Annotated in this window: 24 protein-coding genes; 7 read left to right on the top strand and 17 right to left on the bottom strand. The window is 61.0% G+C overall.

All coding sequences use genetic code 11. The features are described from left to right. Positions 1–84: 84 nt before the first annotated feature. The 3 genes from FXN63_RS09160 to ndk all read right to left on the bottom strand — a co-directional run bounded on the left by FXN63_RS09160 (position 85) and on the right by ndk (position 3,016). A complete protein-coding gene (locus FXN63_RS09160; protein ID WP_148814371.1) occupies positions 85–1,218 on the bottom strand; it encodes a helix-turn-helix domain-containing protein in 1,134 nt (377 codons plus the stop codon). Next, on the bottom strand, positions 1,215–2,393 hold the full coding sequence (gene rlmN, locus FXN63_RS09155; protein WP_148814370.1) for a dual-specificity RNA methyltransferase RlmN: 1,179 nt from the start codon (positions 2,391–2,393) through the stop codon (positions 1,215–1,217). The genes FXN63_RS09160 and rlmN overlap by 4 nt, the downstream gene beginning before the upstream one ends. 197 nt (positions 2,394–2,590) lie before the next feature. Then, the gene (gene ndk, locus FXN63_RS09150; protein WP_148814369.1) at positions 2,591–3,016 is read right to left on the bottom strand and encodes a nucleoside-diphosphate kinase; all 426 of its coding nucleotides are present in this window, start codon (positions 3,014–3,016) and stop codon (positions 2,591–2,593) included. Positions 3,017–3,304: 288 nt separating this feature from the next. On the opposite strand from ndk, the gene FXN63_RS09145 reads away from it, so the two are divergent. Beyond that, positions 3,305–4,006 (top strand): Bax inhibitor-1/YccA family protein, encoded by a 702-nt coding sequence (locus FXN63_RS09145; RefSeq protein ID WP_148814368.1) that lies wholly within the window; start codon positions 3,305–3,307, stop codon positions 4,004–4,006. Between the two features lie 78 nt (positions 4,007–4,084). On the opposite strand, the gene FXN63_RS09140 is transcribed toward FXN63_RS09145, so the two are convergent. The 13 genes from FXN63_RS09140 to FXN63_RS09080 form a co-directional block, all read right to left on the bottom strand. Beyond that, on the bottom strand, positions 4,085–4,459 hold the full coding sequence (locus tag FXN63_RS09140; protein WP_222864015.1) for an ArsR/SmtB family transcription factor: 375 nt from the start codon (positions 4,457–4,459) through the stop codon (positions 4,085–4,087). After that, positions 4,449–5,333, bottom strand: coding sequence for an MBL fold metallo-hydrolase (locus FXN63_RS09135; RefSeq protein ID WP_148814367.1), 885 nt, complete (start codon positions 5,331–5,333; stop codon positions 4,449–4,451). The genes FXN63_RS09140 and FXN63_RS09135 overlap by 11 nt, the downstream gene beginning before the upstream one ends. Before the next feature lie 13 nt (positions 5,334–5,346). Further along, positions 5,347–5,760 carry a DUF6691 family protein gene (locus FXN63_RS09130; protein WP_148814366.1) on the bottom strand — a complete coding sequence of 138 codons (414 nt, stop codon included), beginning with the start codon at positions 5,758–5,760 and terminating at the stop codon, positions 5,347–5,349. Continuing rightward, positions 5,757–6,194, bottom strand: a complete 438-nt coding sequence (locus tag FXN63_RS09125) for a YeeE/YedE family protein (protein WP_148814365.1) — start codon at positions 6,192–6,194, stop codon at positions 5,757–5,759. Before FXN63_RS09125 ends, FXN63_RS09130 begins: the two co-directional genes overlap by 4 nt. Before the next feature lie 163 nt (positions 6,195–6,357). Beyond that, positions 6,358–7,761 (bottom strand): 23S rRNA (uracil(1939)-C(5))-methyltransferase RlmD, encoded by a 1,404-nt coding sequence (rlmD, locus tag FXN63_RS09120; RefSeq protein WP_148819113.1) that lies wholly within the window; start codon positions 7,759–7,761, stop codon positions 6,358–6,360. A 172-nt stretch (positions 7,762–7,933) separates the two neighbouring features. After that, on the bottom strand, positions 7,934–8,728 hold the full coding sequence (locus tag FXN63_RS09115) for a 3'-5' exonuclease (RefSeq protein ID WP_148814364.1): 795 nt from the start codon (positions 8,726–8,728) through the stop codon (positions 7,934–7,936). 49 nt (positions 8,729–8,777) lie between these two features. After that, entirely contained in the window at positions 8,778–9,740 is a 963-nt protein-coding gene (locus FXN63_RS09110) for a peptidoglycan DD-metalloendopeptidase family protein (RefSeq protein ID WP_148814363.1), read from the bottom strand. A 23-nt stretch (positions 9,741–9,763) separates the two neighbouring features. Further along, positions 9,764–10,399, bottom strand: a complete 636-nt coding sequence (locus FXN63_RS09105; RefSeq protein WP_148819111.1) for a protein-L-isoaspartate(D-aspartate) O-methyltransferase — start codon at positions 10,397–10,399, stop codon at positions 9,764–9,766. Positions 10,400–10,662: 263 nt separating this feature from the next. Beyond that, positions 10,663–11,424, bottom strand: coding sequence for a 5'/3'-nucleotidase SurE (gene surE / locus FXN63_RS09100; RefSeq protein ID WP_148814362.1), 762 nt, complete (start codon positions 11,422–11,424; stop codon positions 10,663–10,665). A gap of 130 nt (positions 11,425–11,554) precedes the next feature. Beyond that, positions 11,555–13,087, bottom strand: coding sequence for a M81 family metallopeptidase (locus FXN63_RS09095; protein ID WP_148814361.1), 1,533 nt, complete (start codon positions 13,085–13,087; stop codon positions 11,555–11,557). A gap of 36 nt (positions 13,088–13,123) precedes the next feature. After that, positions 13,124–14,182, bottom strand: coding sequence for an AI-2E family transporter (locus tag FXN63_RS09090; RefSeq protein WP_148814360.1), 1,059 nt, complete (start codon positions 14,180–14,182; stop codon positions 13,124–13,126). A gap of 172 nt (positions 14,183–14,354) precedes the next feature. Next, positions 14,355–15,032, bottom strand: a complete 678-nt coding sequence (locus FXN63_RS09085; RefSeq protein WP_148814359.1) for a type 1 glutamine amidotransferase domain-containing protein — start codon at positions 15,030–15,032, stop codon at positions 14,355–14,357. Between the two features lie 188 nt (positions 15,033–15,220). Continuing rightward, a complete protein-coding gene (locus FXN63_RS09080) occupies positions 15,221–15,973 on the bottom strand; it encodes an SDR family oxidoreductase (protein WP_148814358.1) in 753 nt (250 codons plus the stop codon). Between the two features lie 208 nt (positions 15,974–16,181). Between FXN63_RS09080 and FXN63_RS09075 the strand changes: the two genes are divergently transcribed. The 6 genes from FXN63_RS09075 to FXN63_RS09050 all read left to right on the top strand — a co-directional run bounded on the left by FXN63_RS09075 (position 16,182) and on the right by FXN63_RS09050 (position 21,926). After that, entirely contained in the window at positions 16,182–17,564 is a 1,383-nt protein-coding gene (locus FXN63_RS09075) for an aspartate aminotransferase family protein (RefSeq protein WP_148814357.1), read from the top strand. A 10-nt stretch (positions 17,565–17,574) separates the two neighbouring features. Further along, on the top strand, positions 17,575–18,717 hold the full coding sequence (locus FXN63_RS09070) for a GNAT family N-acetyltransferase (RefSeq protein ID WP_246165082.1): 1,143 nt from the start codon (positions 17,575–17,577) through the stop codon (positions 18,715–18,717). After that, positions 18,714–19,652, top strand: coding sequence for a hypothetical protein (locus FXN63_RS09065; RefSeq protein ID WP_246165081.1), 939 nt, complete (start codon positions 18,714–18,716; stop codon positions 19,650–19,652). Before FXN63_RS09070 ends, FXN63_RS09065 begins: the two co-directional genes overlap by 4 nt. Positions 19,653–19,722: 70 nt before the next feature. Continuing rightward, positions 19,723–20,286 carry a GNAT family N-acetyltransferase gene (locus FXN63_RS09060; RefSeq protein ID WP_246165080.1) on the top strand — a complete coding sequence of 188 codons (564 nt, stop codon included), beginning with the start codon at positions 19,723–19,725 and terminating at the stop codon, positions 20,284–20,286. A 232-nt stretch (positions 20,287–20,518) separates the two neighbouring features. Further along, positions 20,519–21,148 carry a TetR/AcrR family transcriptional regulator gene (locus tag FXN63_RS09055; protein WP_148814355.1) on the top strand — a complete coding sequence of 210 codons (630 nt, stop codon included), beginning with the start codon at positions 20,519–20,521 and terminating at the stop codon, positions 21,146–21,148. 328 nt (positions 21,149–21,476) lie between these two features. Next, positions 21,477–21,926 (top strand): VOC family protein, encoded by a 450-nt coding sequence (locus tag FXN63_RS09050; RefSeq protein WP_222864014.1) that lies wholly within the window; start codon positions 21,477–21,479, stop codon positions 21,924–21,926. Between the two features lie 255 nt (positions 21,927–22,181). On the opposite strand, the gene FXN63_RS09040 is transcribed toward FXN63_RS09050, so the two are convergent. Beyond that, positions 22,182–23,237, bottom strand: coding sequence for a DegT/DnrJ/EryC1/StrS family aminotransferase (locus FXN63_RS09040; RefSeq protein WP_148814353.1), 1,056 nt, complete (start codon positions 23,235–23,237; stop codon positions 22,182–22,184). Positions 23,238–23,367 lie beyond the last annotated feature (130 nt).

Raw genomic sequence — 23,367 nt, 5'->3', positions numbered from 1 at the left:
CTTACCGCGCCACGCCCCCAACGGGGCGCTTTTTTGACTTGGCGCGGCCCAGCGTCAAAAACTCCATTCCAGCACGCCATTGCTTCACTGCAAGGTCAGACGCGCCACGTTGTCACGCTGTGCGCTGCGCACGTCCATCGGCTTGCCCTGCCAGGACACCGTGGCACCACCGGCATTGCCGACAACCAGGCGTCCGGGCGGCACCACATCGAAGCTGTGCTCGCTACCGGCCGGCAACACCTTCGACACCAGCGTGCCGTTGGTTGCCTTGAGTTCAACCCAGCTGTCGTTGACCACACGCAAGACCAGGGGCGAACTGCCAGCCGGTGCTGCCGCGCGCGGCGCAGCTGTTGCCGCAGCAGTTGCTGCCGGGCTGGCAGGCGTCGCAGCCGGCGGCGTAACCAGTGCTGCGGTCGGTGCAGGCGTGGTTGCCGGCGGCGTGATCGCACCGGGTGCCGGTGTGGGCGCAGCTGGCGTCAACGACGTATTGGCCGTCGGACTCAACGGCGGAATCACCGTGGTAGTCGTGGTAGTCGTGCTGGTACCCGACGAAGACGACGGCGTTGCTGAGCCATTGGCCGCAGGAGCAGGCTCAAGCGGATGCGGTACGCGCACTTCGGGCTGATTTGCCGCTGCAATCGGGGCATTGCTCGAAATAGTGCCGGGTGCGCCGGAAATCGTGGCAGGCGGCGTGATCGCATTGCCATTGTCGTTACGCAGCATGCGCGCAATGCGCCATTGCTCGGGCAGACGCTCCTGCACCACGGCGTAAGCAGCGCCCGCAGCGATCAGCACCAGCACGATGCTGAAGACGCCAACACCACGGCGGCGCTGCTGGCCGATCGTGGACCGACGACGCGATGAGGACACCGGCACCGCCGACGACACGGCAGCCACCGCACTGGCAACGGCATCGGTCACACGCGGCGCGGCAGCAGCATGGGCCGGACCTTCCACTGCCGTCAGCAGCGGTTCGGGATCGATTTCAAGCAAGCGCGCGTAATTGCGCAAGAAACCACGCAACGAGGAGCCGCGCGGCAGTTCGCTCCATTCTTCGTTTTCGAGCGCTTCGATCTGGCGCGGCGCAAACTTCAGGCGCGCCGATACGTCGAAGATCGACCAGCCACGCTGCGTGCGCAATTCGCGCAAGGCGTGACCAACAGACGAAAATGCATCGGCTGCGCCAGGCGCAGTCGCGTTGTCACCGGGGTACGTCATCCATGAACCTCTACGATCCGTCCGAACTTGCTGTTCATTTCCTGCCGGGCCTTCAGGCGAGTGCGATCCTGCACCTCGCCGGCAAGCTGTCCACAGGCCGCATCGATGTCATCGCCGCGCGTCTTGCGTACAGTCGTAACGATACCTGCGTCGATCAGACGTTGCGCAAATACCTTGATACGTGCCGACGAAGAGCGCTTGAGCCCTGACTGCGGGAACGGGTTGTACGGAATAAGGTTGAACTTGCACGAGACCTGCCGTGCGATGTCGATCAATTCGTCCGCATGCTGGTCGGCATCGTTGATGCCATCCAGCATGATGTATTCAAAGGTGATGAAGTCACGCGGCGCATATTCCAGATAACGCTGGCATGCGGCAATCAGCTCGCGCAACGGGTACTTCTTGTTCAGCGGCACCAACTCGTCGCGCAGCGCGTCATTCGGCGCGTGCAGCGACACCGCCAGGGCCACTGGGCAGTCCTGTGACAGGCGGTCCATCATCGGCACCACGCCTGACGTGGACAGCGTGACACGCCTGCGCGACAGGCCATAGGCATTGTCGTCAAGCATCAGCTTCAGTGCACTGACCGTGGCGTCGTAATTGAGCAGGGGTTCGCCCATGCCCATCATCACGACGTTGCTGATCACACGCGGATCGGCATCGGCCGCACGCGGGGGCATGTCGGCGCGCGCGGCTTCCAGCGTGCGCTTGGCCCACCACAGCTGCCCGATGATCTCGTCCACACCCAGGTTGCGATTGAAACCCTGGTAGCCGGTCGAGCAGAACGGGCAGGCCACGGTACAGCCGGCCTGGGTGGAAATGCACAGCGTGCCGCGATCGTCTTCCGGAATGAACACGGTTTCGATCGCATTGCCACGACCGACGTCAAGCAACCACTTGCGCGTGCCGTCGGCAGAAAGATGGTCCGCGATCACACCGGGGCTGCGTATGTCGCAACGCTCGGCCAGGGTGGCGCGGAAAGACTTCGCGAGGTCGGTCATGACCTCGAAATCGCCAGCGCCGCGCTGATGAATCCAGCGCTGCAGCTGTTTGGCACGGAAGGGCTTGTCGCCCCACGATGCCACCAATGCGCCGAGTGCCGCACCATCCATGCCGAGCAGGTTGATGCGCGTATCGAGCGGCGCCGGGGACGTCCCCGTTTCTGTCCTCTCCATGGCGTTCTCCTTGATCGGTTGGGAGGTGCTGCAGGCTTCGCAGCGGTTTTTCAAAACACGTACTTCTACACAACTTGCGTCGAGCACTTGCGTCGAACAGTTGCTTCAAACACTTTTTCGATCTTGCACAAAGACCCGGCGGCATGCGCCGACCGGGTCCCGGCAGGTCGAACGAGAGGCGTCAGCCTCTCCCTGGATCAACGCGAGTAGACGTTGATTTCCGGGAAGAAGAACGCGATCTCGACAGCAGCGGTTTCCGGCGCGTCCGAGCCGTGAACGGCGTTGGCGTCGATGCTGTCAGCGAAGTCGGCGCGGATGGTGCCCTTGTCAGCCTTCTTCGGATCGGTCGCGCCCATCAGGTCGCGGTTCTTCAGGATTGCGCCTTCGCCTTCCAGCGCTTGCACGAACACCGGGCCCGAGATCATGAACTCAACCAGGTCCTTGAAGAAAGGACGAGCCGAGTGCACAGCGTAGAAACGCTCAGCGTCGGCACGCGACAGCTGGGTCAGACGAGCAGCAACGACCTTCAGGCCAGCCGACTCGAAACGGGTAACGATCTGGCCGATAACGTTCTTTGCAACGGCATCAGGCTTGATGATCGACAGGGTGCGTTCAATTGCCATAAAAACTCCAATAAAAACAAGTACTTCTAGTTTACGCTTCGGGATTACCTCAACCCTAAATTGTATCACGCTGTCGTTTCGCAAGGCAGACACCGACGCATGATTCGCCATCGCGCAACGGGAGGGTTCCGCTTTCGACCGGACAAAAAGGGCGATCACAGGCCGATGCAGGCAGATACGCCGTTAGGCACACACGGGAACCCTGATGCATACTTGGGGTCTGAACCTCATGCCATCCTCGCGGGGGCAACTTTTGACAACGCCACAAAACAATAGGAGTCGGTCTCCATGAACGAGTTCCGCACGGCATCTGTCAGCACCGCCGGTGAAAGCCGGCAGGTCGCGGTACAAAATCGTGTACTGCGCAATACATATTGGCTGCTCGCAATTTCCATGATCCCCACCGTGCTCGGCGCGGTTGTCGGATTGAACACCGGTATCGCCCAGATCATGGGTGCCAGTCCGGGCTTAAGCTCCATCGTGTTCCTGGTGGGCGCTTTCGGCATGATGTTCCTGATCGAAAAGAATCGGGAAAGCGCAGTCGGTGTAGGCCTGCTGCTGGCGTTTACGTTCTTCATGGGCATCATGCTGTCGCGCATGCTCGGCTTCGTGCTGGGCATGTCCAACGGCGCGTCGCTGATCACGCTCGCCTTCGGCGGCACCGCAGCAGTCTTCGGCACGATGGCTGTGCTGTCGAGCACCATCAAGCGTGACCTGTCGAACATGAACAAGTTCTTGTTCATCGGCGCGATCATGCTGATGGTCGCTGCCGTGGGCAATATCTTCCTGCAGATTCCGGCGCTCACCCTGACCATCTCGGTGCTGGCAGTCGGTATCTTCTCGGCCTTCATCCTGGTCGATCTGCAGCGCGTGAAGAACGGCAGCGAAACCAACTACGTGTCGGCGACGCTGGGCGTATACCTGTCGCTGTACAACGTTTTCTCCAGCCTGTTGGCCATTCTTGGCATCACCAGCGGCGATCGCGAGTAAGGATAGAAACCTGGGCCGCAAGGCCTGACGGAAAAAAAGCGGGCCCTTCGGGGTCCGCTTTTTTTGTGTCGCCTGATCTCAGACCTTGTCGTCGGGATGGCAGAACAACTGGAACAATGTCTGCATCAACACGCGGACGCGATCATCGGCAATCCGGTAGTGAATGGACTGCCCATCGCGACGCCCCACTACCATCGCCTCGCGGCGCAACACCGCCAGATGCTGCGAAACCACGCTTTGCGACTGCCCCAGCGCGTCAACCAGTTGACTCACGGAACGCTCTTCCTCGACCAGCTGGCAGAGAATCATCAGCCGGTTGGTGCTGCCCACCGACCTGAGCAGGGCCACTGCCTCGTCGGCACGCTGCCGCATCACGTCCAGCGGCATCGCGGCAGATGGCGCCTTGACCAACAGGCCCACCTGCGGCGTATCCACGGTTATCTCAGAAGACATCGATCGGCACCTTCAGATAACGCACCCCATTGGACTCCGGCGGCGGCATGCGCCCTGCCCGCATATTGACTTGCACCGACGGCAGGATCAGGCGGGGCTGGCCCAGGGTTGCGTCGCGGGCCTGGCGCATACGCACAAAGCTCTCCTCATCGGCCGCCCCGCTGACATGGATATTCGCGGCACGCTGGGCACCGACAGTCGTCTGGCCACAGACACCCTCCCGGCCCTCGGTTTTGTAGTCATGACAAAGAAACAGACGCGTCTCGTCCGGCAAGGCAAGAATCTGCTGAATAGACCGATATAAAGCGCGTGCATCGCCGCCAGGAAAATCGCAGCGGGCCGTGCCGTAGTCGGGCATGAACAGCGTATCGCCCACCAACGCTGCATCGCCGACAAGGTGCGTCGTGCAGGCCGGCGTATGACCGGGCGTATGCATCACACGCGCCTGCAAGTGGCCGATCTTGTACGTATCCCCATCGTCGAACAGTCGATCGAACTGGCTTCCGTCACGAGGAAAATCATCTTCTGCGTTGAACAGCTCACCAAATATCTGCTGAACACGGGTGATTCGGCTGCCGATCGCCATTTGTCCGCCCAGGCGTTGCCGCAAATACGGTGCCGCCGACAGGTGGTCGGCATGCACATGCGTCTCAATGATCCAATCGACCGTCAAGGCACGCTCCAGCACAGCCGCCACCAGTTGATCGGCGAAGCTTCGCGAGGTGCGGCCGCAGACCGGGTCGTAGTCGAGCACGGCCTCGAATATCGCGGCCCGGCCGCTTGCCGGGTCAGACACAATATGGCTGAAGCTTGACGTTGGCTCGTGGAAGAAACTCTGCACCTGCGGTGCTTGGTTTTCGACCGGATATGTCATGACACCTCCCTGTTCAAGACGCTGCGACAACGCGATCCACCAGCAACCAGCCGGCAAGCATTGCCACGAACATGATCCACACACCGCTCTGTGCACTGGCAAGGGACACAATGACGGGACCAGGACAATACCCGGCAAGCCCCCAGCCCGTCCCGAACAGCGCCGCGCCCAGCAACAAGCGTCGATCAACGCGCTTGGCGGCGGGTAAATGGAAGCCCGTGTCACACACGGGATGCGCGCGCGCCAGCACCAGGCGATAGCCCAGCGCCGTAGTGACGACTGCCCCCAGCATCACGAAAATCAGGCTTGGATCCCAGGCGCCTGCGAGATCCAGAAAACCAAGCACCCGGGCAGGGTCGGTCATGCCTCCGATGATCAGCCCGAAGCCGAACAACAGGCCCGCCACAAAACCGATTGCCAGCCTCATGACAAGGCTCCCGGCAAACCGTGGCGAAGCACATAGACGGTGAGAAAACCGAATGACATGAAGACCGCCGTCGCCAACAGGGACCGTGGCGACAAGCGCGCGATGCCGCACACCCCGTGACCACTGGTGCAACCACCACCCAAAGCCGTCCCGACCCCGACCAGCAAGCCCGCCAGCAGCAACACAGGCGTGGATACCTGCGGCACGCCCAGGCTCACGCCGCCACGCACAAGCTGCCATAGCAAGGCCGCACACCATAGGCCGGCCAGAAAAGCCAGTCGCCAGCCTCGATCTTCACGGCCATCGCCTTTACCGCGACCGAATGCCTGGCGGGCAATACCGCTGATACCCGCAATACGCCCCAGCCCCGCCATCAACAAGACTGCTGCACCGCCGATCAACATGCCACCCAGCAAGGCTTGAGACCAATGCATGATTTTTATTCGAACATTAGAATATTCTAATATATAGGATCCTGTCGCAGATGAAAATGCCTGGCTCCACCCATTGCGCAGGATCACCAGGCACCAGCGCCTTGCGACTCGGCGAGACGACCGGTAAGCGTCGTCGCCTCATCCACAAGTTAGCTCCGCTGGATCAGGAAGCCGGCGCACCCAACAATCGCGGACCCGGCTCGAACACGGCAATCGACTCCACGTGCCCGGTGTGCGGGAACATGTTGACCACACCCGCACTGCGGATCACGTACCCACCTTCGTGCACCAGAATTGCCGCATCGCGAGCCAGCGTAGACGGATTGCAGGATACGTAGACGATCCGCTTCGGGCCGTCACTGCCAATGGCAGCCAAGGCCTGCGCCAGCGCATGCGCACCTTCACGCGGCGGGTCGATCAGCATGCGGTCGAAATGCCCCAGGCTACGCAACCAGCGCGCATCGACTTCAAACAGGTTCAGCGTGGAAAACGCCGTATGCCCGTCCAGGCCGTGACGGCGCGCGGCGTCTTGGGCACGCTGCGTAAGCTTCTCCAGACCTTCGACACCCACCACTTCACGACATTGCGTCGCCAGCGGCAAGGTGAAGTTGCCCAGGCCACAGAACATATCGGCCACGCGGTCGGTGGGCTGCGCATCCAGCAGTTGCAAGGCACGCGACACCAGCACCCGATTGATGCCAGGATTGACCTGGGTGAAGTCGGACGGCCGGTACGGCATGCGCAGGCCGAATTCCGGCAAGGTGTACGACAGGCCTTCCCGGTCGGCACGCAACAGCGGATGCAGGGTTTCCGGGCCGTCGGGCTGCAGCCACCACTGAATCTTGTGCTTCTCGGCAAAATCGGCCAGCAGGATCAGGTCGCGCTTGATCAAGGGCACTAGGTGACGCAGCACCAGCACGGTCACGTCATCGCCCACGGCCACTTCGATCTGCGGCAGGCGGTCGGGCTTGGACATGGCAGCGATCAGCGTGCGCAGCGGCATCAGCAGGTCGTTCACATGCGGCGGCAAGATATGGCATTCGCGCACGTCCGCCACATGGCTGCTCTTCTTTTCCCGGAAGCCCACATACACGCCGCGCGGCTTGGGCAGCGCCCGCACCGACAAACGAGCGCGATGACGATAGCCCCAGTACGGGCCGTGAATCGGCGGCAGCATGTGTTCGGGGCGAAGCTTGCCCAGGTGCCAGAAGGTGTCTTCCAGCACGCGCTGCTTGATCGCAACCTGCGCGCCGGCATCGACGTGTTGCATCGCACAGCCGCCGCAGACCTTGAAGTGCGGGCAACGCGGTTCGACACGCAGCGGCGAACTGTGATGCACCTCAACGACGTTGGCAACCTCGTAAGACGACTTGCTGCGGAACACGTTGATGCTGACGCGCTCCCCGGCCAGCGCACCTTCGACAAAGATCACCTTGCCATCGCGCCGCCCTACCCCTCGGCCATCCTGATCCAGCGATTCGATCAGGATGCTGCCGTCGGCCGGCGGAGCGGGCGGCGGACAGGATGCATCAGGCGCGTCCAGGCGCGAGATGGCGACCTCGGCCATGGCATCTGCACGGCGTGACGCACCGCCTTCGCGCGCAGCGAAAGGCGTGTCGTCATCATCAGGCATGCCAGACGCAATGAGGCTGGCGGAAGAATCGTCGTGTACGTGAGTCATGAGAGTGTGCCGTGTCGCGCACCACACCGGCCAGGCCGGTGTGTGGGGACAGTGTCGTTCAGGGTGCGGGCTGACCAGCGTCGGGCCAGGCCGCAAGATATTCGCGCCAGTGCGGCTCATCGATGGCCGCCAGCGTGTTACGGACCAGTGCGATCTCGTCGTCGTATTGCTCGCGGGTAAGCACACCCCGCATCAGGCGGAACCGGCAATACACCAACCAGGTGTTGACTACGTCAGTTTCGCAGTAAGCGCGTACTTCGTTGGCCCGGCCGTCGGTCCAGGCGGTGTAGACCTGGCTGCCATCCATGCCCAGCTTGCCAGGAAACCCGCAAAGCTTGGCCAGTTGATCGAGCGGTGCGTTCGCCCGGCCATTGTATTTCGCCAGCAGGTCCATCAGGTCAACGTGGCGCTGATGGTAGCGGCTGATGTAGTTGCTGTAGCGAAAATCACGGTCATCTTCGCCCATATCCCAGTAACGGGGAGCGGCCACGCCGTGAATCAGGCCACGGTAGTGCAAGACCGGCAGATCGAAGCCGGACCCGTTCCAGCTGACAAGCTGGGGGGTGTAGCGCTCGATGGTCTTGAAAAAACCCGAGATGCGCATGGCTTCGCTGTCATCCGGACCACCGATGCAGCGCACCCGGAATCCATCGTTGTCGCGAAACGCGCAGCCCACCACCGCAATCTTCTGCAGATGCAGCGGCAGGAAGTCGTGCCCCACTGCCTCGCGCCGCGCCGCAAAGGCGCGTTCGACCACCTCGGCATCGGGCACGTCTGGCGACCAGCCGTTAAGCAGGCGCAGACCCTCGACGTCCGGGATGGTTTCCAGGTCGAAAATGAGGATCGGCGTCATGAGAAACGACTCGTGCCAGAGAAATTCAAGCAGCAATGCACAGCAAAGATCAGCGTGCCGGCAGGAAACCGGCCGGATCGACTGGTTTGCCTTGGCGACGGATTTCGAAGTGCACACGCGGCGTGGCGGCGTCGGTCTGGCCCAATTCCGCAATACGCTGGCCGCGCTTGATTTCCTGACCTTCCTTGACCAGCAGCGCGCGGTTATGCGCGTATGCAGACAGGTAGGTGTTGTTGTGCTTGATGATGATCAGATTGCCGTAGCCACGCAGGCCACTGCCGCTGTACACCACCTTGCCATCGGCCGCAGCCAGCACCGGGTCACCCAGGTTGCCACCAATATCCAGGCCCTTGTTGCGCGCCTCGTTGAAGCCTTCGATCAGCTTGCCATTGGCAGGCCAGGCCCAGTCGATGCGTTCATCAGGGCCATCGCCACGCACCACCGGTGCGGAGGGTGCCGGCGGCTTGGTGGCGGTTGCGGGCGCAGGAGCACCGTCGCTCACGCCCGTTCCAGGCGCGGCGTCCAGCGGACGGGACTGGCTCGCGCCACCACCGCCGATGGGGTTGGTCTGCACCGTACCGGCTGGCGGTGCAGCAGGCACCGGGCCTGATGCGACCGGCGCCGTTCCGCCTGCGCCATGCAAGCGAAGCTCCTGCCCGGGTACCAGGTGATTGGGATCTGGCAGGTTGTTCCACTGCTGCAGGTCACGCCAGTCCACGCCGTAAGCCGTCGCAATGCGACGCAGCGAATCGCCCGGTTTGACGACATAGACGCCACCGGTGGACGGGGTTGCGGCTGCCGCGCTGCCGGACGAGGTGTCCGGTGCGCTCATCACCGGGCTGGAACCCGTGTGTTCGACAACCGGCGCAGCTGTACGGCGGGGCGGCGTCGTGCAAGCTGCCAACGCAAGTGCGGCCAGGCCGCAGACTGCGCCCCGATACACCAGTCCGGCCAGCCGTGCCGTTGCCGGCTTGGTTTCGTGCTTCTGACCAGGCGTACGCCGATTCAGCATCCTGCATCTCCCTCTGAGACTTATTACCAGATCACGCCAGGGCGCAAGGGAACGAAGCGAACTGATTCCAGTTCGGACCGCTTCCAGTTGCGCGCACCGGTGCGCTCTATCAATATCAAACGTTGTTCGGTAGTGCCTTCGGGGGCGACAAGCCGCCCGCCGATGGCCAATTGTTCTGACAGCGCATCCGGAATCGCCATGCCTGCCGCCGCGACCACAATCGCATCGAAGGGCGCGGCGCTGGGCAGACCCAGCATGCCATCGCCCAGCGCCAGGCGCACGCGCGACAGACGCAGCGGCCGCAGGCGATCCCGCGCCACATCGTGCAGTCCACGGATACGCTCGATCGAATACACCTCTTGTGCCACGCCCGCCAGCACCGCCGCCTGATAACCGCAGCCGGTACCGACTTCCAGCACACGCGTAAGCGTACGGTTGGCCCGCGCGGTCTGGATCATCCGCGCCACGATCCAGGGCTGCGAGATAGTCTGTCCGTGGCCGATCGGCAACGAGGCGTCTTCGTAGGCACGGCTGGCCAGCGCTTCATCGATGAAGTGATGACGCGGGACGGCGTGCATGGCCGACAGCACCAGCTCGTCGCTGATGCCGGCCTTGCGCAGCCGCGCCACCATGGCGTCACGCAGACGCTCGGAATTCATGCCTGGATTGTCGGTGCTGCGCACCACGGGCTGCGCGACTACGCCAGTGCGCGTCAACACGCGCGTATTGCTGTTGGTGGCGCGCGCAGGCGTTTCCACACGCAGGCCACTTGCCTTGTTCGTGCTGGCAATACGACCGGCAGCAATCCGCGTATTGCTGTTGCTGGTGGTGATGGTCGTGGACGAACGCCCCGAGCCGGTCGTGCCGGGGGTGTGGCCACCGGTTGCGCCCGATGGCTTGCCAGAGGAGGACTTGGACGATGTCAACGACCGGTATTCCAGGCTTGTGCGGTCCAGGATCGCACCGTGTCGAGCTGCTCGACATGCGTGAGATCCAGGCGCAGCGGCGTAATCGACACCGCACCTTCGGAGATCGCGTGAAAATCGGTGCCAGGCGTGCCATCGAACTCGCCGCCCACCGCGCCGATCCAATAAACCGACTCGCCATAAGGCGTGGTCGAGCGCACGACCGGCTCGGACGGGTGACGCTTGCCAAGCCGCGTGGTGCGGATCTCGGTCAGCGCCGACAGCGGCCGGCTGGGAATATTGACGTTGAGCAGCATGCGATCGGGCAAGGGATTGGCGATGAAACCCTCGACAATGCGACGCGCCACGGCCGCTGCAGCATCGAGATGCTGCCAATTGCGATCGACCAGCGAGAACGCGATCGACGGAATGCCAAACAGATAGGCTTCGGTCGCAGCGGCAACGGTACCCGAATACAAGGTGTCGTCGCCCATGTTCGCGCCATTATTGATACCGGACACGACCAGGTCGGGACGCCGATCCATCAAGCCGGTGAGCGCAACGTGCACACAGTCCGACGGCGTGCCATCCACATAACGGATGCCGTTCGCCGCGTTGCGTACGGCCAGGGGGCGTCGCAGCGTCAGCGAATTGGATGACCCGCTTTGATTGACCTCGGGTGCAACCACCACCACTTCGGCGAGCGGACGCAACGCGTCTGCCAGCGCCGCAAGGCCAGGCGCGTAATAACCGTCGTCATTGGAAACGAGAATCAGCATGCGTCGATCCGGAAAACCCTTGCTGAGATAAAGAAGCGAAAAAAGCCCGCCAGGACAGGCTGCGGGCTCTTCGTCGCAAGGGCCCTCCGATTGTACATGACCGCATCTGGCGGTTCAGTATGATCGCCGCTCATTGCTCTGCGTGGGGTTCGCCGTATTGCGCACCGTGCTGTTCGCCATATTCCACGCTGTCGAACGGGTAGATTGGGCGGCGAATATGCTGATAGGGACGCGCCAGGAAGTTGCGCGTGCACAGCGCACCGGTATCGACTTCGAGAATCGCCCGGCTGATGGGCGCAAATGCCGCCCGATAGTGGTTCATGGACTTCACTGCGATGGTCCACGCACGCATCGGGTCCAGTCCGACGGAAGAAATCTGGCCCAGATCGTTCGCCTGGTTGTTGCTGCTGGCCACCACCACATCGATGTCGCCAATCCGCAGCACCACCGTGGGGCCTTCGTTGCGCGGGGCCCCGCCACCCATTGGCCCATAGGCAATGAAACATCCGTTGGAGATGCGCGTGACCATGCCCTGCACACGCAGCGGCCCGCCGCCCAGACTGGGGTCGGTCTTGCCGCCCAGCTCGACATCGATCTGGCTGCCAATGCCGGCATCGATCGCCGTCTTCACCACGGCCGGATCGTAAATCGCATGCAAGATGGCATTGCGCAAACCGCCCCGCAGCATGGCAGCCAGCAGGGCCGTGCCATCGCCATAGGCACCTGCGCCCGGGTTGTCTGCAAAATCCGCAATGATCAACGGCCTGCCCGCCCCTTCACCGGCGCGCGCGAGCGTTACGGCTTCGTCCAGCGGGGTAAAGGAAATGCTGCTGAAATCGCGGGTGGCCCAGATCAGTTCGCTGAACACCTGCGCCAGCCGCTGACCGGTGGCCGGGTCGCCATCGGTAGTCACCGCCACCGAAGGCCCGATATCAGGCACGTCCATCGACGAAAAACCGGCTTGAATGCTGACGACCAAGGCTTCGCCCGACTGTTCTGCCTGGTTCGCGCGGTCCAGCAGCTGGTTCATGGGGCTGCCGTTCAGCGTACGCCCACCGTCGCATCCGAACAGCAGCGGCGCACGCCCTACCGTGATCTGCGGGTGGATTGTGCCGGCCATCGCGCGTTCAAGCAGATGCGCGGCCTGCCAGGTGCGGTCGTACATATCGACGTGGGGGTACGTGCGATAGGAAATCAGGCCATTGGCATGATTGGCCATCAGCTCGGTCACCGTGGCGTGAACATCCACCACCACCATGATCGGCACCGATGGCCCGACGGCCGCACGCAGGCGGGCCAGCAATTCGCCGTCGCCATCTTCGAGTTCTTCGGTAACCATCGATCCATGCAAATGCATGAGCACACCGCTGACCGGTGCCGCGTGGGCGGCATCGACGATGCGCGCCACGGTGGCGTCAAAAAAGCTCTGCAACACACGCCCGGAGGGCGTGGCCTCGGCAGACACCGGGGTGTCCAGCGTCCAGCCGTAACGGGCAGCCGCTTCCAACGCGGCACCGGCGGCCGTATGCGTGCCGGTGTAGATCCGGGGTACTTCCGTGCCTACGTTGAAACGGCCTTGCCGAAACTCCTGCTCGCCCGTACGACGAATGCTGAAGGTATTGGTCTCGTGCAGAAATTCTGCATACAACACCCGTTTACCCATCGCCAAACTCCCCTCTCCTGCTGCCACGGCGAAAAATTACCGACTTGAGTTATTTTCGCTGGTTGCGAACAGATCCCACGCCGACATGAACAACGCGGCGACCAACGGACCGATCACAAAGCCGCTGATGCCAAACAAAGCCATGCCGCCCAGGGTGGAAATCAGGATCACCCAGTCGGGCATACGCGTGTCCTTGCCCACCAGGATGGGGCGCAGAATGTTGTCTACCAGGCCGATCACCAACACGCCGTACGCAATCAGCACCAGCCCTTGCCACAAGGAACCGCTGACCAGGAAATAGACGGCAACCGGCCCCCAGACCAGGCCGGCACCGATGGCCGGCAACAGCGACAGGAAGGCCATCAACACGGTCCACAGCAGCACGCCCTGAATGCCGAGAATCCAGAAGATCAGACCGCCCAACAGGCCCTGCGTGATTGCCACGACCACGTTGCCCTTGACCGTTGCACGCACCACGGCCATGAACTTCTGCAGCAGGTGAACCTTGTTGTTCTCCGACAGCGGAATGGCCTGACGGATGCGGCGCGACAACGCGGCTCCATCACGCAACAGGAAGAACATCAGATACAGCATCACACCGAAGCTGACGATGAACTGGAAGGTGTTCTGGCCGATATTGACCGCTTGTGAGGCAATGAACTGACTGGCTTGCAGCGCGCCGTCAGACAGGCGTTCCTGAACGCTGGCCAGGTCAGGCAAGCCATAGCGGCCCAGCATCTCGTGTATCCAGGGCGGCAAGGCGTCAAAGGTCTGCTGCAGGAACGCACCGACATCAAGCTGACCTGAGCGCAGGCGCTGATACAGGGCACCACCTTCTTGCACCAGGCCACCGGTGATCGCCATCATCGGCAGAATCACCATGACCAGCACCAGCAGCAGCGTCAGCAACGCCGCCAGAGAAGGACGCCGGCCGACCTTGGCAAGAATCCAGCGATTCACCGGCGCAAAGATGATGGCCGTGATCGCGCCCCAGAATACGGCACCGGCAAAGGGCGCGAGTATCCAGCAAAAGGCAACGGTGACAAGGGCGAGCAGCAGCAGGAAAACGCGGTCGTGCAGGGAGTTCTGAGTCATGATGTGCAGGCCCGGCCGTGAGGCCGGCCTTGCTGCTCCGAAAAGGGGCGCGCGGCGAATGCCGCGATAGGAAGGATTCTACCGTCCGAAGACGGTGTATTCGGAAAGTTCGAAGTAATGAATCGTTCTTGAATCTGGTTATTGAATCTTGTTTTTGAATCCCGATCGCAGATCAGGGTTTCAACAGACGCAATACCGCTTGCGCAGCCTCGGTCGATGACGCCGGGTTCTGCCCGGTGATCAGCTTGCCGTCGACCAGCACATAGCTTTTCCAGTCCTCGCCCTTCGAGTACTCACCACCCAGACGCTTGAGTTCGTCTTCGAGCAGGAAAGGCACCACATCCGTCAAGCCAACCGCCGCTTCCTCCGAGTTGCTGAACCCGGTTACCGATTTTCCCTGCACCAGGGGGCGGCCTTCGTACATGGCGTGACGCAGCACCGCCGGACCGTGGCAGACCGCCGCAACCGGATTGCCTGTGCGATAGAAAGATTCGATCAATGCAGTGGACGTGCGACTTTCGGCCAGATCCCACAGCGGGCCGTGTCCGCCCGCATAGAACACCGCGTCGTAATCTTCGGGCCGCATATCGGCCAGCGGGTAGGTGTGATCCAGCGCATAACGGGCGACTTCGTCTTGACGGAAGCGCGCGGTGGTCTCGGTCTGGGCGTCCGGCTCGTCGCTTTTGGGATCGAGCGGCACCTGCCCGCCACGCGGCGACGCAATCGAGATGGTGGCACCGGCATCAAGAAAGACGTAATAAGGCGCGGTGAATTCTTCCAGCCAGAAGCCAGTTTTCTTGTCGGTATCACCAAGACGGTCGTGGGAAGTCAGGACGATCAGAATTTTCATTGGGTGCTCGCAGAAAAGACCAGGCCACAAGAGATGCGACGGGTGGCAAAACGCGGCTTTAGCACTTTTCATGCCCAAGCAGCTGAAATTACACCGTCACTTGACAGAATACTGCTTGGGAAACGCACGCCGAGTTTTCGCCCCGCGCACGAAAGCGAGGCGAAAACCCGGTCAATCAGACTATTACATCAGCCACGACCAACGAAGGGCATCTTGGTTGCCATCACCGTCATGAACTGCACGTTGGCATCCAGCGGCAGGCTGGCCATGTACTTCACGGCGCTGGCCACGTGGGCGACATCCATCAACGGTTCCGGCGCGATGGTGCCGTTGGCCTGCTTGACACCCTTGGCCATGCGCGCGGCCATGTCGGTCAAGGCGTTGCCGATGTCGATCTGGCTGCACGCAATGTCATACGGACGGCCATCCAGCGACACGCTCTTGGTCAAGCCAGTAACGGCATGCTTGGTCGAGGTGTAGGCAATGCTGTTGGGACGCGGGTCATGCGCCGAGATCGAGCCGTTGTTGATGATCCGGCCACCTTGGGGCGACTGGCGCTTCATCATGCCGAAGGCAGCCCGGATGCACAGGAACATGCCGGTCAGGTTCGTGTCGACCACGGCCTTCCAGGTTTCGATGGGCAGCTCGTCAATGTCTACCGCGGGCGCGCCAATACCGGCGTTGTTGAACAACACGTCGAGCCGGCCATAGTTGGACTGGATCTGCGCAAACAGATTCTCGACGCTGGCCGCATCGGTCACGTCGGTCTGAACCGCCAATGCAGATTGACCCGCCTTCGCAGCCGCATCGGCCACGGCGTTCAGCAACTCCACGTTGCGACCAGCCAGCACCACGGTATAGCCGTCTGCCAGCAGCGCTTCCGACACGGCTTTGCCAATACCACGGCCTGCGCCGGTCACCAGCGCGATCTTCTTGGACATGAATACAACTCCATCAAGGGATTGGGTCGAGTCGGCATTATGGGCGCATGCAGCAAAAGCGGCATCCGCATGCGCCCTGCCCTCTCCACACATTCCACACACTTCGTCGATCAATACGGCAACTTGCCTGGACACAATCCACTCCGTCGCTGCTTCGTGCGCACCGTGCACCCGGCGACGCGATTCGATCTGATATGGGGTGTGGGAAATGAGCGCTGATATTCGCGCACAGTTGCTGGCCGACGAAGCCAAATACTGCTCTTTCGGTGACACGGTTCACTATGTGAATCCGCCGAAGATTTTCACGGGCTGCGAAGGCAGCTATATGTTCGACGACGAGGGCACGCCGTATCTGGACTTGCAGATGTGGTACTCGGCCGTGAACTTCGGCTACAAGAACAAGCGGCTCGACGAAGTCATGCGCAAGCAGCTTGACGTGCTGCCGCAGGTGGCCAGCCAGTATCTGCACCCGACCAAGATCGAACTCGCCAAGTGGATTGCGCAGGACGCCCACGCCAAGTGGGGCAAGGAAGGCCGCGTGCACTTCAACGTTGGGGGCGCGCAAGCCATTGAAGATTCGCTGAAGGTGGTTCGCAACGCCAGCAACGGCAAGAGCCTGATGTTCGCTTTCGAAGGCGGCTACCACGGCCGTACGCTGGGTGCATCGGCTATTACGTCGAGCTACCGCTATCGTCGCCGCTTCGGCCACTTCAGCGACCGCGCGCAGTTCATCCCCTTCCCCTACCCCTTCCGTCGCCCCAAGGGCATGACGGCCGAAGAGTATTCGGATTCGATCGTCAAGGAATTCCGACGCAAGTTCGAAAACGAATACCACGCGATCTGGGACCCGAAGACCAACCAGTGCGAATACGCCGCGTTCTACGTCGAGCCGATTCAAGGCACGGGTGGCTACGTAGTGCCGCCGGCCAACTTCTTCACTGGTTTGAAGAAGGTGCTGGATGACCACGGCATTCTGATGGTGGTCGATGAAATCCAGATGGGCTTCTGGCGTACCGGCAAGCTGTGGTCGATCGAGAACTTCGGTGTCACGCCGGACATTCTGGTGTTCGCCAAGGCATTGACCAACGGCCTGAATGCGCTGAGCGGTCTGTGGGCACGTGAAGAGCTGATCAACCCGACGGTGTTCCCGCCTGGCTCGACGCATTCCACCTTCGCATCGAACCCGCTCGGTACTGCGCTGGGCCTGGAAGTGCTGAAGATGACCGCCGAGATCGACTACGGCAAGCAGGTGTGCGATCGCGGCGCTTACTTCCTGGACGGCTTGAAGCAGCTGCAAAAGCGTCACAAGGAAATCGGCGACGTGGATGGTCTGGGCTTGGCACTGCGCGCCGAGATCTGCACCGACGATGGCTTCACGCCCAATCGTGCGCTGCTGGACAAGATGGTCGACATCGGTCTGTCGGGCACGCTGGAATACGAAGGTCGCAAGACGGGGCTGGTGCTGGACGTGGGTGGTTATTACAAGAACGTGATCACCTTTGCCCCGTCGCTGGAAATCTCGTATGCCGAGATCGATCAGGCAATGACCTTGCTTGATCAGCTGCTGACGCGCGCCAAACGCGAAAGCTGATCGCAACACGGTGACTGCCTCAGAAGTTGTGCGTGTGGAGGACGACGCTTCACACGCCAATCAACTTGAACCCGCAGGACTGGTACGGGCCTTTGCCCTGCACCCGCCTGCGGGTTTTGTCGCGCAAGAGATGGCCCCGGGCACGCCGGGATTCATCGCTCCGTTCGATTTGCTGACCACGGCCGATCCGGCGCTGAAAGCGCGCATTGCGCGGTTGCCCGGGTCGCGTGTGTGGTCTGCGTGGCTGCGCATTCGCACGGCTTTTGTGGGCACGACGGTTTCTGAGTATCTGCTTGCACCCGCGAAACAGATGCACGCTGCGGAGTGGGTGCGCACGATAATGAACGGCCCGGCAAGCAAGCAGCGGCTGCTGATCGTCAAAGACATTCCTGACGATTCGCCATTGCTGGATGCCGCTGAACGCGCGCATGCAGCGGCACTGACAAGCGCATGCCGCGATGCCGGCATGGTGATGGTGGAAGGCCAGGCGCTGGCTTATGTGCCGATCGATTTCGACAGCACTGACACGTATCTGGCCCGGCTTTCTTCATCACGGCGCAAGAACCTGCGTCGCAAGCTGCGTTCACGCGAAGACTTGCAGATCAGCACCGTGCGCACCGGTGATGCGCAATTCAACGACTCCGCAGTGATCGACCAGTACTATGCGCGATACCTGGAGGTATACGCGCAAAGCGAGCTGCACTTCGATCAGTTGTCCCGGCCGTTTTTCGAGGCCATCTTGCAAGATGGCGACAACGGCGGCGTGGTGTTCGAGTACCGCCACGACGGGCTGTTGATCGGCTTCAATCTATGCTTTGAGTACGGTGGCAATCTGGTCGACAAATATGTGGGCTTCACTTACCCGCAAGCGCGCGACCACAACCTTTACTTCGTCAGCTGGATGGTCAACCTGGAATACGCATTGGCGCACGGCTGCCGCTTCTATGTAGCAGGCTGGACTGACCCCGAGGTCAAGGCATCGTTGGGGGCACAGTTCACGTTCACGCGGCACGCGGTGCTGCCGCGCAACCGGCTGTTGCGTGTATTGACCAAGCGTTTCGCGTCGCACTTCGAAAGTGATCGTGCGTGGCGCGATGCACGGGAAGCGGCGGGGAAAGAAACTGCGGGAAAAAGCACGGTGGAATCTGCGTGAGCCTGAACGTGTCATCGCCTTTGTCCGTGCCCCTGTCTGCTGTCGTGTCCACACCGGTGATACCTGCACCCGTCATTCTCGACATCGACAGTTCCGTCGGCGACCTGCCCGACGCACACCGGCTGGATCTGCGTGAACATCATGAAACGCTGCGTCTGGGGTGCTCACTGCCCCGCATGCGCTGGCTGACGGACAAGCTTGACCGCATGGCACCCGCATCAGCCGACACCGTCATGCTTGGCAGCGGCGACTTTCATCACCTGAGCTGGCCGCTGATCGCGCGGCAGAATCAGCATGGCCAGATGCGCGTGCTGGTGTTCGACAACCACCCTGACAACATGCGTTTCATCGGCGGCGTGCACTGCGGCTCGTGGGTGCGACGCGTGACCGCCTTGCCGTTTGTAAGCCGGGTGGATGTGGTGGGCATCACGTCCCAGGACATCGGCGCATCGCATGCCTGGGAAAACTATTTGCGGCCGCTGTGGTCGGGCAAGCTGCGCTATTGGAGCATCGGTGTCGATACCCGATGGTCACGCTGGGTAGGCGCAAGCCGCGCGTTCTGCGGCTTTCCCGATGCTGACGCGCTGGTTCAGGCCTTGGTGAATGATCTGGGAAGATCATCGGAACCGGCCTATGTGTCGGTGGACAAGGACGTGTTCAGCACTGAGGTCTTGCGCACCAACTGGGACCAGGGCGTGATGCGGGCAAATCATGTCGATGCGGTGATCGCCGCGCTGCGAGGCCGGGTGGTAGCAAGCGATATCACCGGCGAAGTTTCGCGCCATACTTACAGCACCGCGTGGAAGCGCTGGGTCAGCGCGGGCGATGGCCAGGACGCGGATTTAAGCGATGCGCAGGTCGAGGCATGGCGGCCAGCTCAGCACACCATGAACTTGCGGTTGATCGACTGGCTGGCGCGCGCACGGGCTGCGTGATTGCCCCTTGATTCCGACTCCAACGCTCCCGGGTGATATGGTCAAGCCTTCACCGACTGCGGAGCCTTGTTTGGACCATCCTATTCTCCCGGCCACCGTGGCTGAGCACTACGCCTTGCGCCCGATCTGCGCGACCGACGCCACTGCCTGGTACGACTATCTGCGTGAACCTGATGTGGTCCAGCACACGAGCTGGAATCTGGGCGGCGAGGCGCAGCTTGAAGCGCAGATTCGTGCGCAATATCTGAGCACAGTGGTGGATCATCCAATCCGGTTTGCGTTGGTGGCGCTGTCCAGTGACAAGCTGGTCGGGACGGTTGGTTTCAACGGGGTGGTGCAGGCACATCGACATGCAGAGATTGCCTATGACCTGGCACCCGGCTATTGGGGCCAAGGTTTGGCGGGACATGCGTGCATGGCGGTCGTGCAGTGGGGAATCAGCTGCATGGGATTGAACCGTATCCACGCCCATGTGCTGGACACCAACACGCGGTCGATTCGGGTGTTGGAGAAATGCGGTTTTCAGCTGGAAGGCACACTGCGCCAATATCGCATGGTCAGAGATGAGCCGCGCGACTTCCTGCTTTATGCGCTATTGGCTGAGGACCTGACAGGTGATTCGGCCAAGGGCTGACTTGATAGACCGCTTCCTAGCTGAGATTCGATGAGGGCACGCGCTTCATGGCCCCTGAAACTAAACATTCCAGACTGTCTATTTTCTTTTCATTGACACCTCGCACAAGCGCTCAGGTGGTCCCACCCGACTGTAAGCCTATCTGACAGGCGTCGGGTTCAAGCATGTGCGACTGCATAGCCCAAGGCCGATACACTTGCGGTCCGCAACGCACCGATCTCAGGAGACCGCCATGCGCCAGAGCAAGCGTACGAACATTCTTGACGCCGCCATCCGAGTAATCAACCGTGAAGGTGTCACCGCCGTCACCTTCGATTCGGTGGCAGCCGAAGCGGCGTTGACACGAGGCGGCATGCTTTATCACTTCGCATCCCGTGATGAGTTGATTCAGGGTCTTAACCAGTATCTAGCCAACCAATGGGAAGAAAACCTGGAGAAGAGCGCTGGCAAGCCGTTCGAGCAAACAACGGCCGACGAACGACTAGGGGCATATATTCGTGTTGGAACTCGCGCCGCAACACGCGCCGAACTGCTTTTTCTGCTGGAATTTTCCAAAAATCCGTCATTGAGCGAGCCGTGGCTGCGAATCATTGATCGTTGGGCCCCGCCAGAGCCACAAATTTCAGATGACCCGCAGGCATTCACCCGATTCATGCTCCGTTTAGCGGCTGACGGGCTCTGGGCGTATGACTATATCTCTGGGCGTCCTATGGACGTAAAGCTTCGCCAGCATTTGGGCAAGGAACTGGAAAAAGTTCTCGAAACAAGCGCAGCGCCTTCCGATGGAACTAAGGCCGAAGACACGGTGCAAACGTCAAAGCGAACCAGGAAAAAAACGCCGCCCTCGTCCGGACTTCATTGAGTCCTGGTCGCCGATGATCAGCGGGAGTATGCAAGCCTCATCGCTTCCGAGAGTCAGCGACTATTTGGGATCACCAGCATTGCAACACGTTAGTTCCTACTCCCCGTCTTTCGCTTGAAGGAATGGGCTGTGAGATTGATGTCAAGCTTGTGGTGCCGCGTCAGGGATCCCCAGCTCCCACCTTGCAGGCTTAACAAGCGACCCTCAACCGGAAGAGGAAAGACCAAGCAAAAAGTGGCCTCTAACAAGGCTTCAAACTATACATTCTATCCTGTATAGTTACGGTCAGCGTCTCGTCGCTTTACGAGACCCGATCCTAGAGGGACACATGATGAAAAAATTGACTTGGTTCAACAACGTCGAAAACCGGACTCATCCATGGGAAGGTTTGGGTATCACCTGGCTGACGACCGCGCTAAACGTTCGCGATGTCAGAGCCGCCCTTGATTTTTATACCGATGTAATGGGCATGGCATCAATCGCCGAAATGGAGGGAGACGACGGCGACTTATTGTTCGCCCGGATTCGCTATCGCGGAACGAACCTCACTATCAACAAAGAAGGGTGGTATTCAGACCTGAAGGCACCACAAACATCGGGCTCGCCGACGCCATTCATATTCTATGTGTATGTTGATGACGTGGTGTCGCTCGCTGGCGAGATGGTGCAAGCAGGATCGACGATGCTGAACGAGCCAGAGGAAATGTTCTGGGGAGATCTGAGAGCGCGAGTTCAGGATCCGTTCGGGTTTATTTGGGATCTGGCGCAAAAAATCTGAGGTCTGCGCGACAGACTTTATTTTCAGTTTTCAGCGTGAAAACGAAAGATATAGTCGGTTGCAAACGCCCTTTGCAACCGATTGATGTTGACTCCGGTCGCCCTTCAGGAAGCGAACTCGCCGACGCAGGTGTTCGATGGCGTGAACGTCGAAGGCCGTCGCCAGATGCGTCTTATTGGCAACAGCGGGAAGTGCATAACACGCGCTATTGGCCGCAGACTTGGCCAGTAATCTGGCCAAGGGCTGACGCAAAGATTATCCGCGCACAGCCGCTGCCAGCGCTTCTTTCAGCACCTCGCACACCACCGTTCGATCGGCATCCGTCACCCACGGGCTGTTGCCGATCGCCAGCAAACGTCCGGCCAAAGCGCGCGCGTTAGGCAGCGCGTCAGATTCAGCGGCAGGCACCACGGCTCGCAGATACGCATAATCAGGCAAGGTATGGACAAAGGGCAGGCTCAGCCCATAGCCACTGCCCCACAGACGATTCAACACGGCATCGCGCACCGTCTGGTCAGGCAGCAATACCAGCATCACGGGCCAGACGCCCTGCCCCGCTGCGTCACCCATGCACGTCAGTCCGGCGATATTTTGCAGACACGCACGCCATCGTGCTGCACCTTGCGCCGTCTGCACCAGGAAGCCAGGCAAACGCATCAATGCCCGACGCGCCACGGATTGCCGCCATGCGCCGGGGCGATGCAGTGGAATATCCAGATCGAATTCGTCGCCCGCCGCCGCAATCCAGTCATGTCGCGCCAGGTCACGCCGCAAGGGTCGGCCATAAGCCAGACGCAAACCGGCTGGCCGATACAAGGCGGCATAGCCCAGCAATTCCACGCTTCGGCGCAGCTCCCAGCCAATACGTGCAGGCGCTTCTGTAGACGCCGCGTTATGCAAAGGCGCACGCAGGGCATCGTGCGCCGTGAACAGCACGCCGCCTTCGAACATGGTCAGTCCTTTGCCGACGGCAAGACTGAAAAATGCCACGTCGCCCTGCAGGCCGACTGATCGCCCTTCCACCGTGGCACCCAGGGCCTGCGCAGCGTCTTCGATGACCCACGCATCAAACGCGTGGGCAATTCGACAAGCCGTAGGCACATCGGCAATGCGCCCCGCCAAGTGGGTGGGAATCACCGCCAGCGTGTTGGCATCACACAGCTGGGACAAGTGCGCCGGGTCCATGTCCAGACTGTCTGGCAACAGTTCACACACACGCAATTCGAGTCCGCAATGGGCCACTGCCAAGGCTACCAGCGGACAGGTGTAGGCAGGCACAACGACGACGCGTCGCTCACTGTCCTGATGCATAACGCCTGTAGATGCGGCAGCAAACCCAGCATGCGGGCCGGTTTCAGACTCTTGCTGGAGTACGCCATGCCGTGATTGGGGGCGTGAATGAGACCGTGAGTTAGACCAGGCCTCAGGTCGCGCCCCAAGG

Source organism: Pigmentiphaga aceris (assembly GCF_008119665.1).
In the GTDB taxonomy this organism is placed as follows: domain Bacteria; phylum Pseudomonadota; class Gammaproteobacteria; order Burkholderiales; family Burkholderiaceae_B; genus Pigmentiphaga; species Pigmentiphaga aceris.
This window is presented reverse-complemented; position numbering and strand designations above follow the sequence as displayed.

Excerpts from the sequence above, each read along its gene's own strand:
- FXN63_RS09080 (WP_148814358.1), bottom strand. The coding sequence starts at position 15,973 with ATGTCCAAGAAGATCGCGCTGGTGACCGGCGCAGGCCGTGGTATTGGC.
- FXN63_RS09075 (WP_148814357.1), top strand. The coding sequence starts at position 16,182 with ATGAGCGCTGATATTCGCGCACAGTTGCTGGCCGACGAAGCCAAATAC.
- FXN63_RS09125 (WP_148814365.1), bottom strand. The coding sequence starts at position 6,194 with ATGCATTGGTCTCAAGCCTTGCTGGGTGGCATGTTGATCGGCGGTGCA.
- ndk (WP_148814369.1), bottom strand. The coding sequence starts at position 3,016 with ATGGCAATTGAACGCACCCTGTCGATCATCAAGCCTGATGCCGTTGCA.
- FXN63_RS09115 (WP_148814364.1), bottom strand. The coding sequence starts at position 8,728 with ATGACGCCGATCCTCATTTTCGACCTGGAAACCATCCCGGACGTCGAG.
- FXN63_RS09160 (WP_148814371.1), bottom strand. The coding sequence starts at position 1,218 with ATGACGTACCCCGGTGACAACGCGACTGCGCCTGGCGCAGCCGATGCA.
- FXN63_RS09050 (WP_222864014.1), top strand. The coding sequence starts at position 21,477 with ATGATGAAAAAATTGACTTGGTTCAACAACGTCGAAAACCGGACTCAT.
- FXN63_RS09105 (WP_148819111.1), bottom strand. The coding sequence starts at position 10,399 with ATGAATTCCGAGCGTCTGCGTGACGCCATGGTGGCGCGGCTGCGCAAG.
- FXN63_RS09055 (WP_148814355.1), top strand. The coding sequence starts at position 20,519 with ATGCGCCAGAGCAAGCGTACGAACATTCTTGACGCCGCCATCCGAGTA.
- FXN63_RS09145 (WP_148814368.1), top strand. The coding sequence starts at position 3,305 with ATGAACGAGTTCCGCACGGCATCTGTCAGCACCGCCGGTGAAAGCCGG.
- rlmN (WP_148814370.1), bottom strand. The coding sequence starts at position 2,393 with ATGGAGAGGACAGAAACGGGGACGTCCCCGGCGCCGCTCGATACGCGC.
- FXN63_RS09095 (WP_148814361.1), bottom strand. The coding sequence starts at position 13,087 with ATGGGTAAACGGGTGTTGTATGCAGAATTTCTGCACGAGACCAATACC.
- FXN63_RS09135 (WP_148814367.1), bottom strand. The coding sequence starts at position 5,333 with ATGACATATCCGGTCGAAAACCAAGCACCGCAGGTGCAGAGTTTCTTC.
- FXN63_RS09110 (WP_148814363.1), bottom strand. The coding sequence starts at position 9,740 with ATGCTGAATCGGCGTACGCCTGGTCAGAAGCACGAAACCAAGCCGGCA.
- FXN63_RS09130 (WP_148814366.1), bottom strand. The coding sequence starts at position 5,760 with ATGAGGCTGGCAATCGGTTTTGTGGCGGGCCTGTTGTTCGGCTTCGGG.
- rlmD (WP_148819113.1), bottom strand. The coding sequence starts at position 7,761 with ATGGCCGAGGTCGCCATCTCGCGCCTGGACGCGCCTGATGCATCCTGT.
- FXN63_RS09090 (WP_148814360.1), bottom strand. The coding sequence starts at position 14,182 with ATGACTCAGAACTCCCTGCACGACCGCGTTTTCCTGCTGCTGCTCGCC.
- FXN63_RS09140 (WP_222864015.1), bottom strand. The coding sequence starts at position 4,459 with ATGTCTTCTGAGATAACCGTGGATACGCCGCAGGTGGGCCTGTTGGTC.
- surE (WP_148814362.1), bottom strand. The coding sequence starts at position 11,424 with ATGCTGATTCTCGTTTCCAATGACGACGGTTATTACGCGCCTGGCCTT.
- FXN63_RS09040 (WP_148814353.1), bottom strand. The coding sequence starts at position 23,237 with ATGCATCAGGACAGTGAGCGACGCGTCGTCGTTGTGCCTGCCTACACC.
- FXN63_RS09085 (WP_148814359.1), bottom strand. The coding sequence starts at position 15,032 with ATGAAAATTCTGATCGTCCTGACTTCCCACGACCGTCTTGGTGATACC.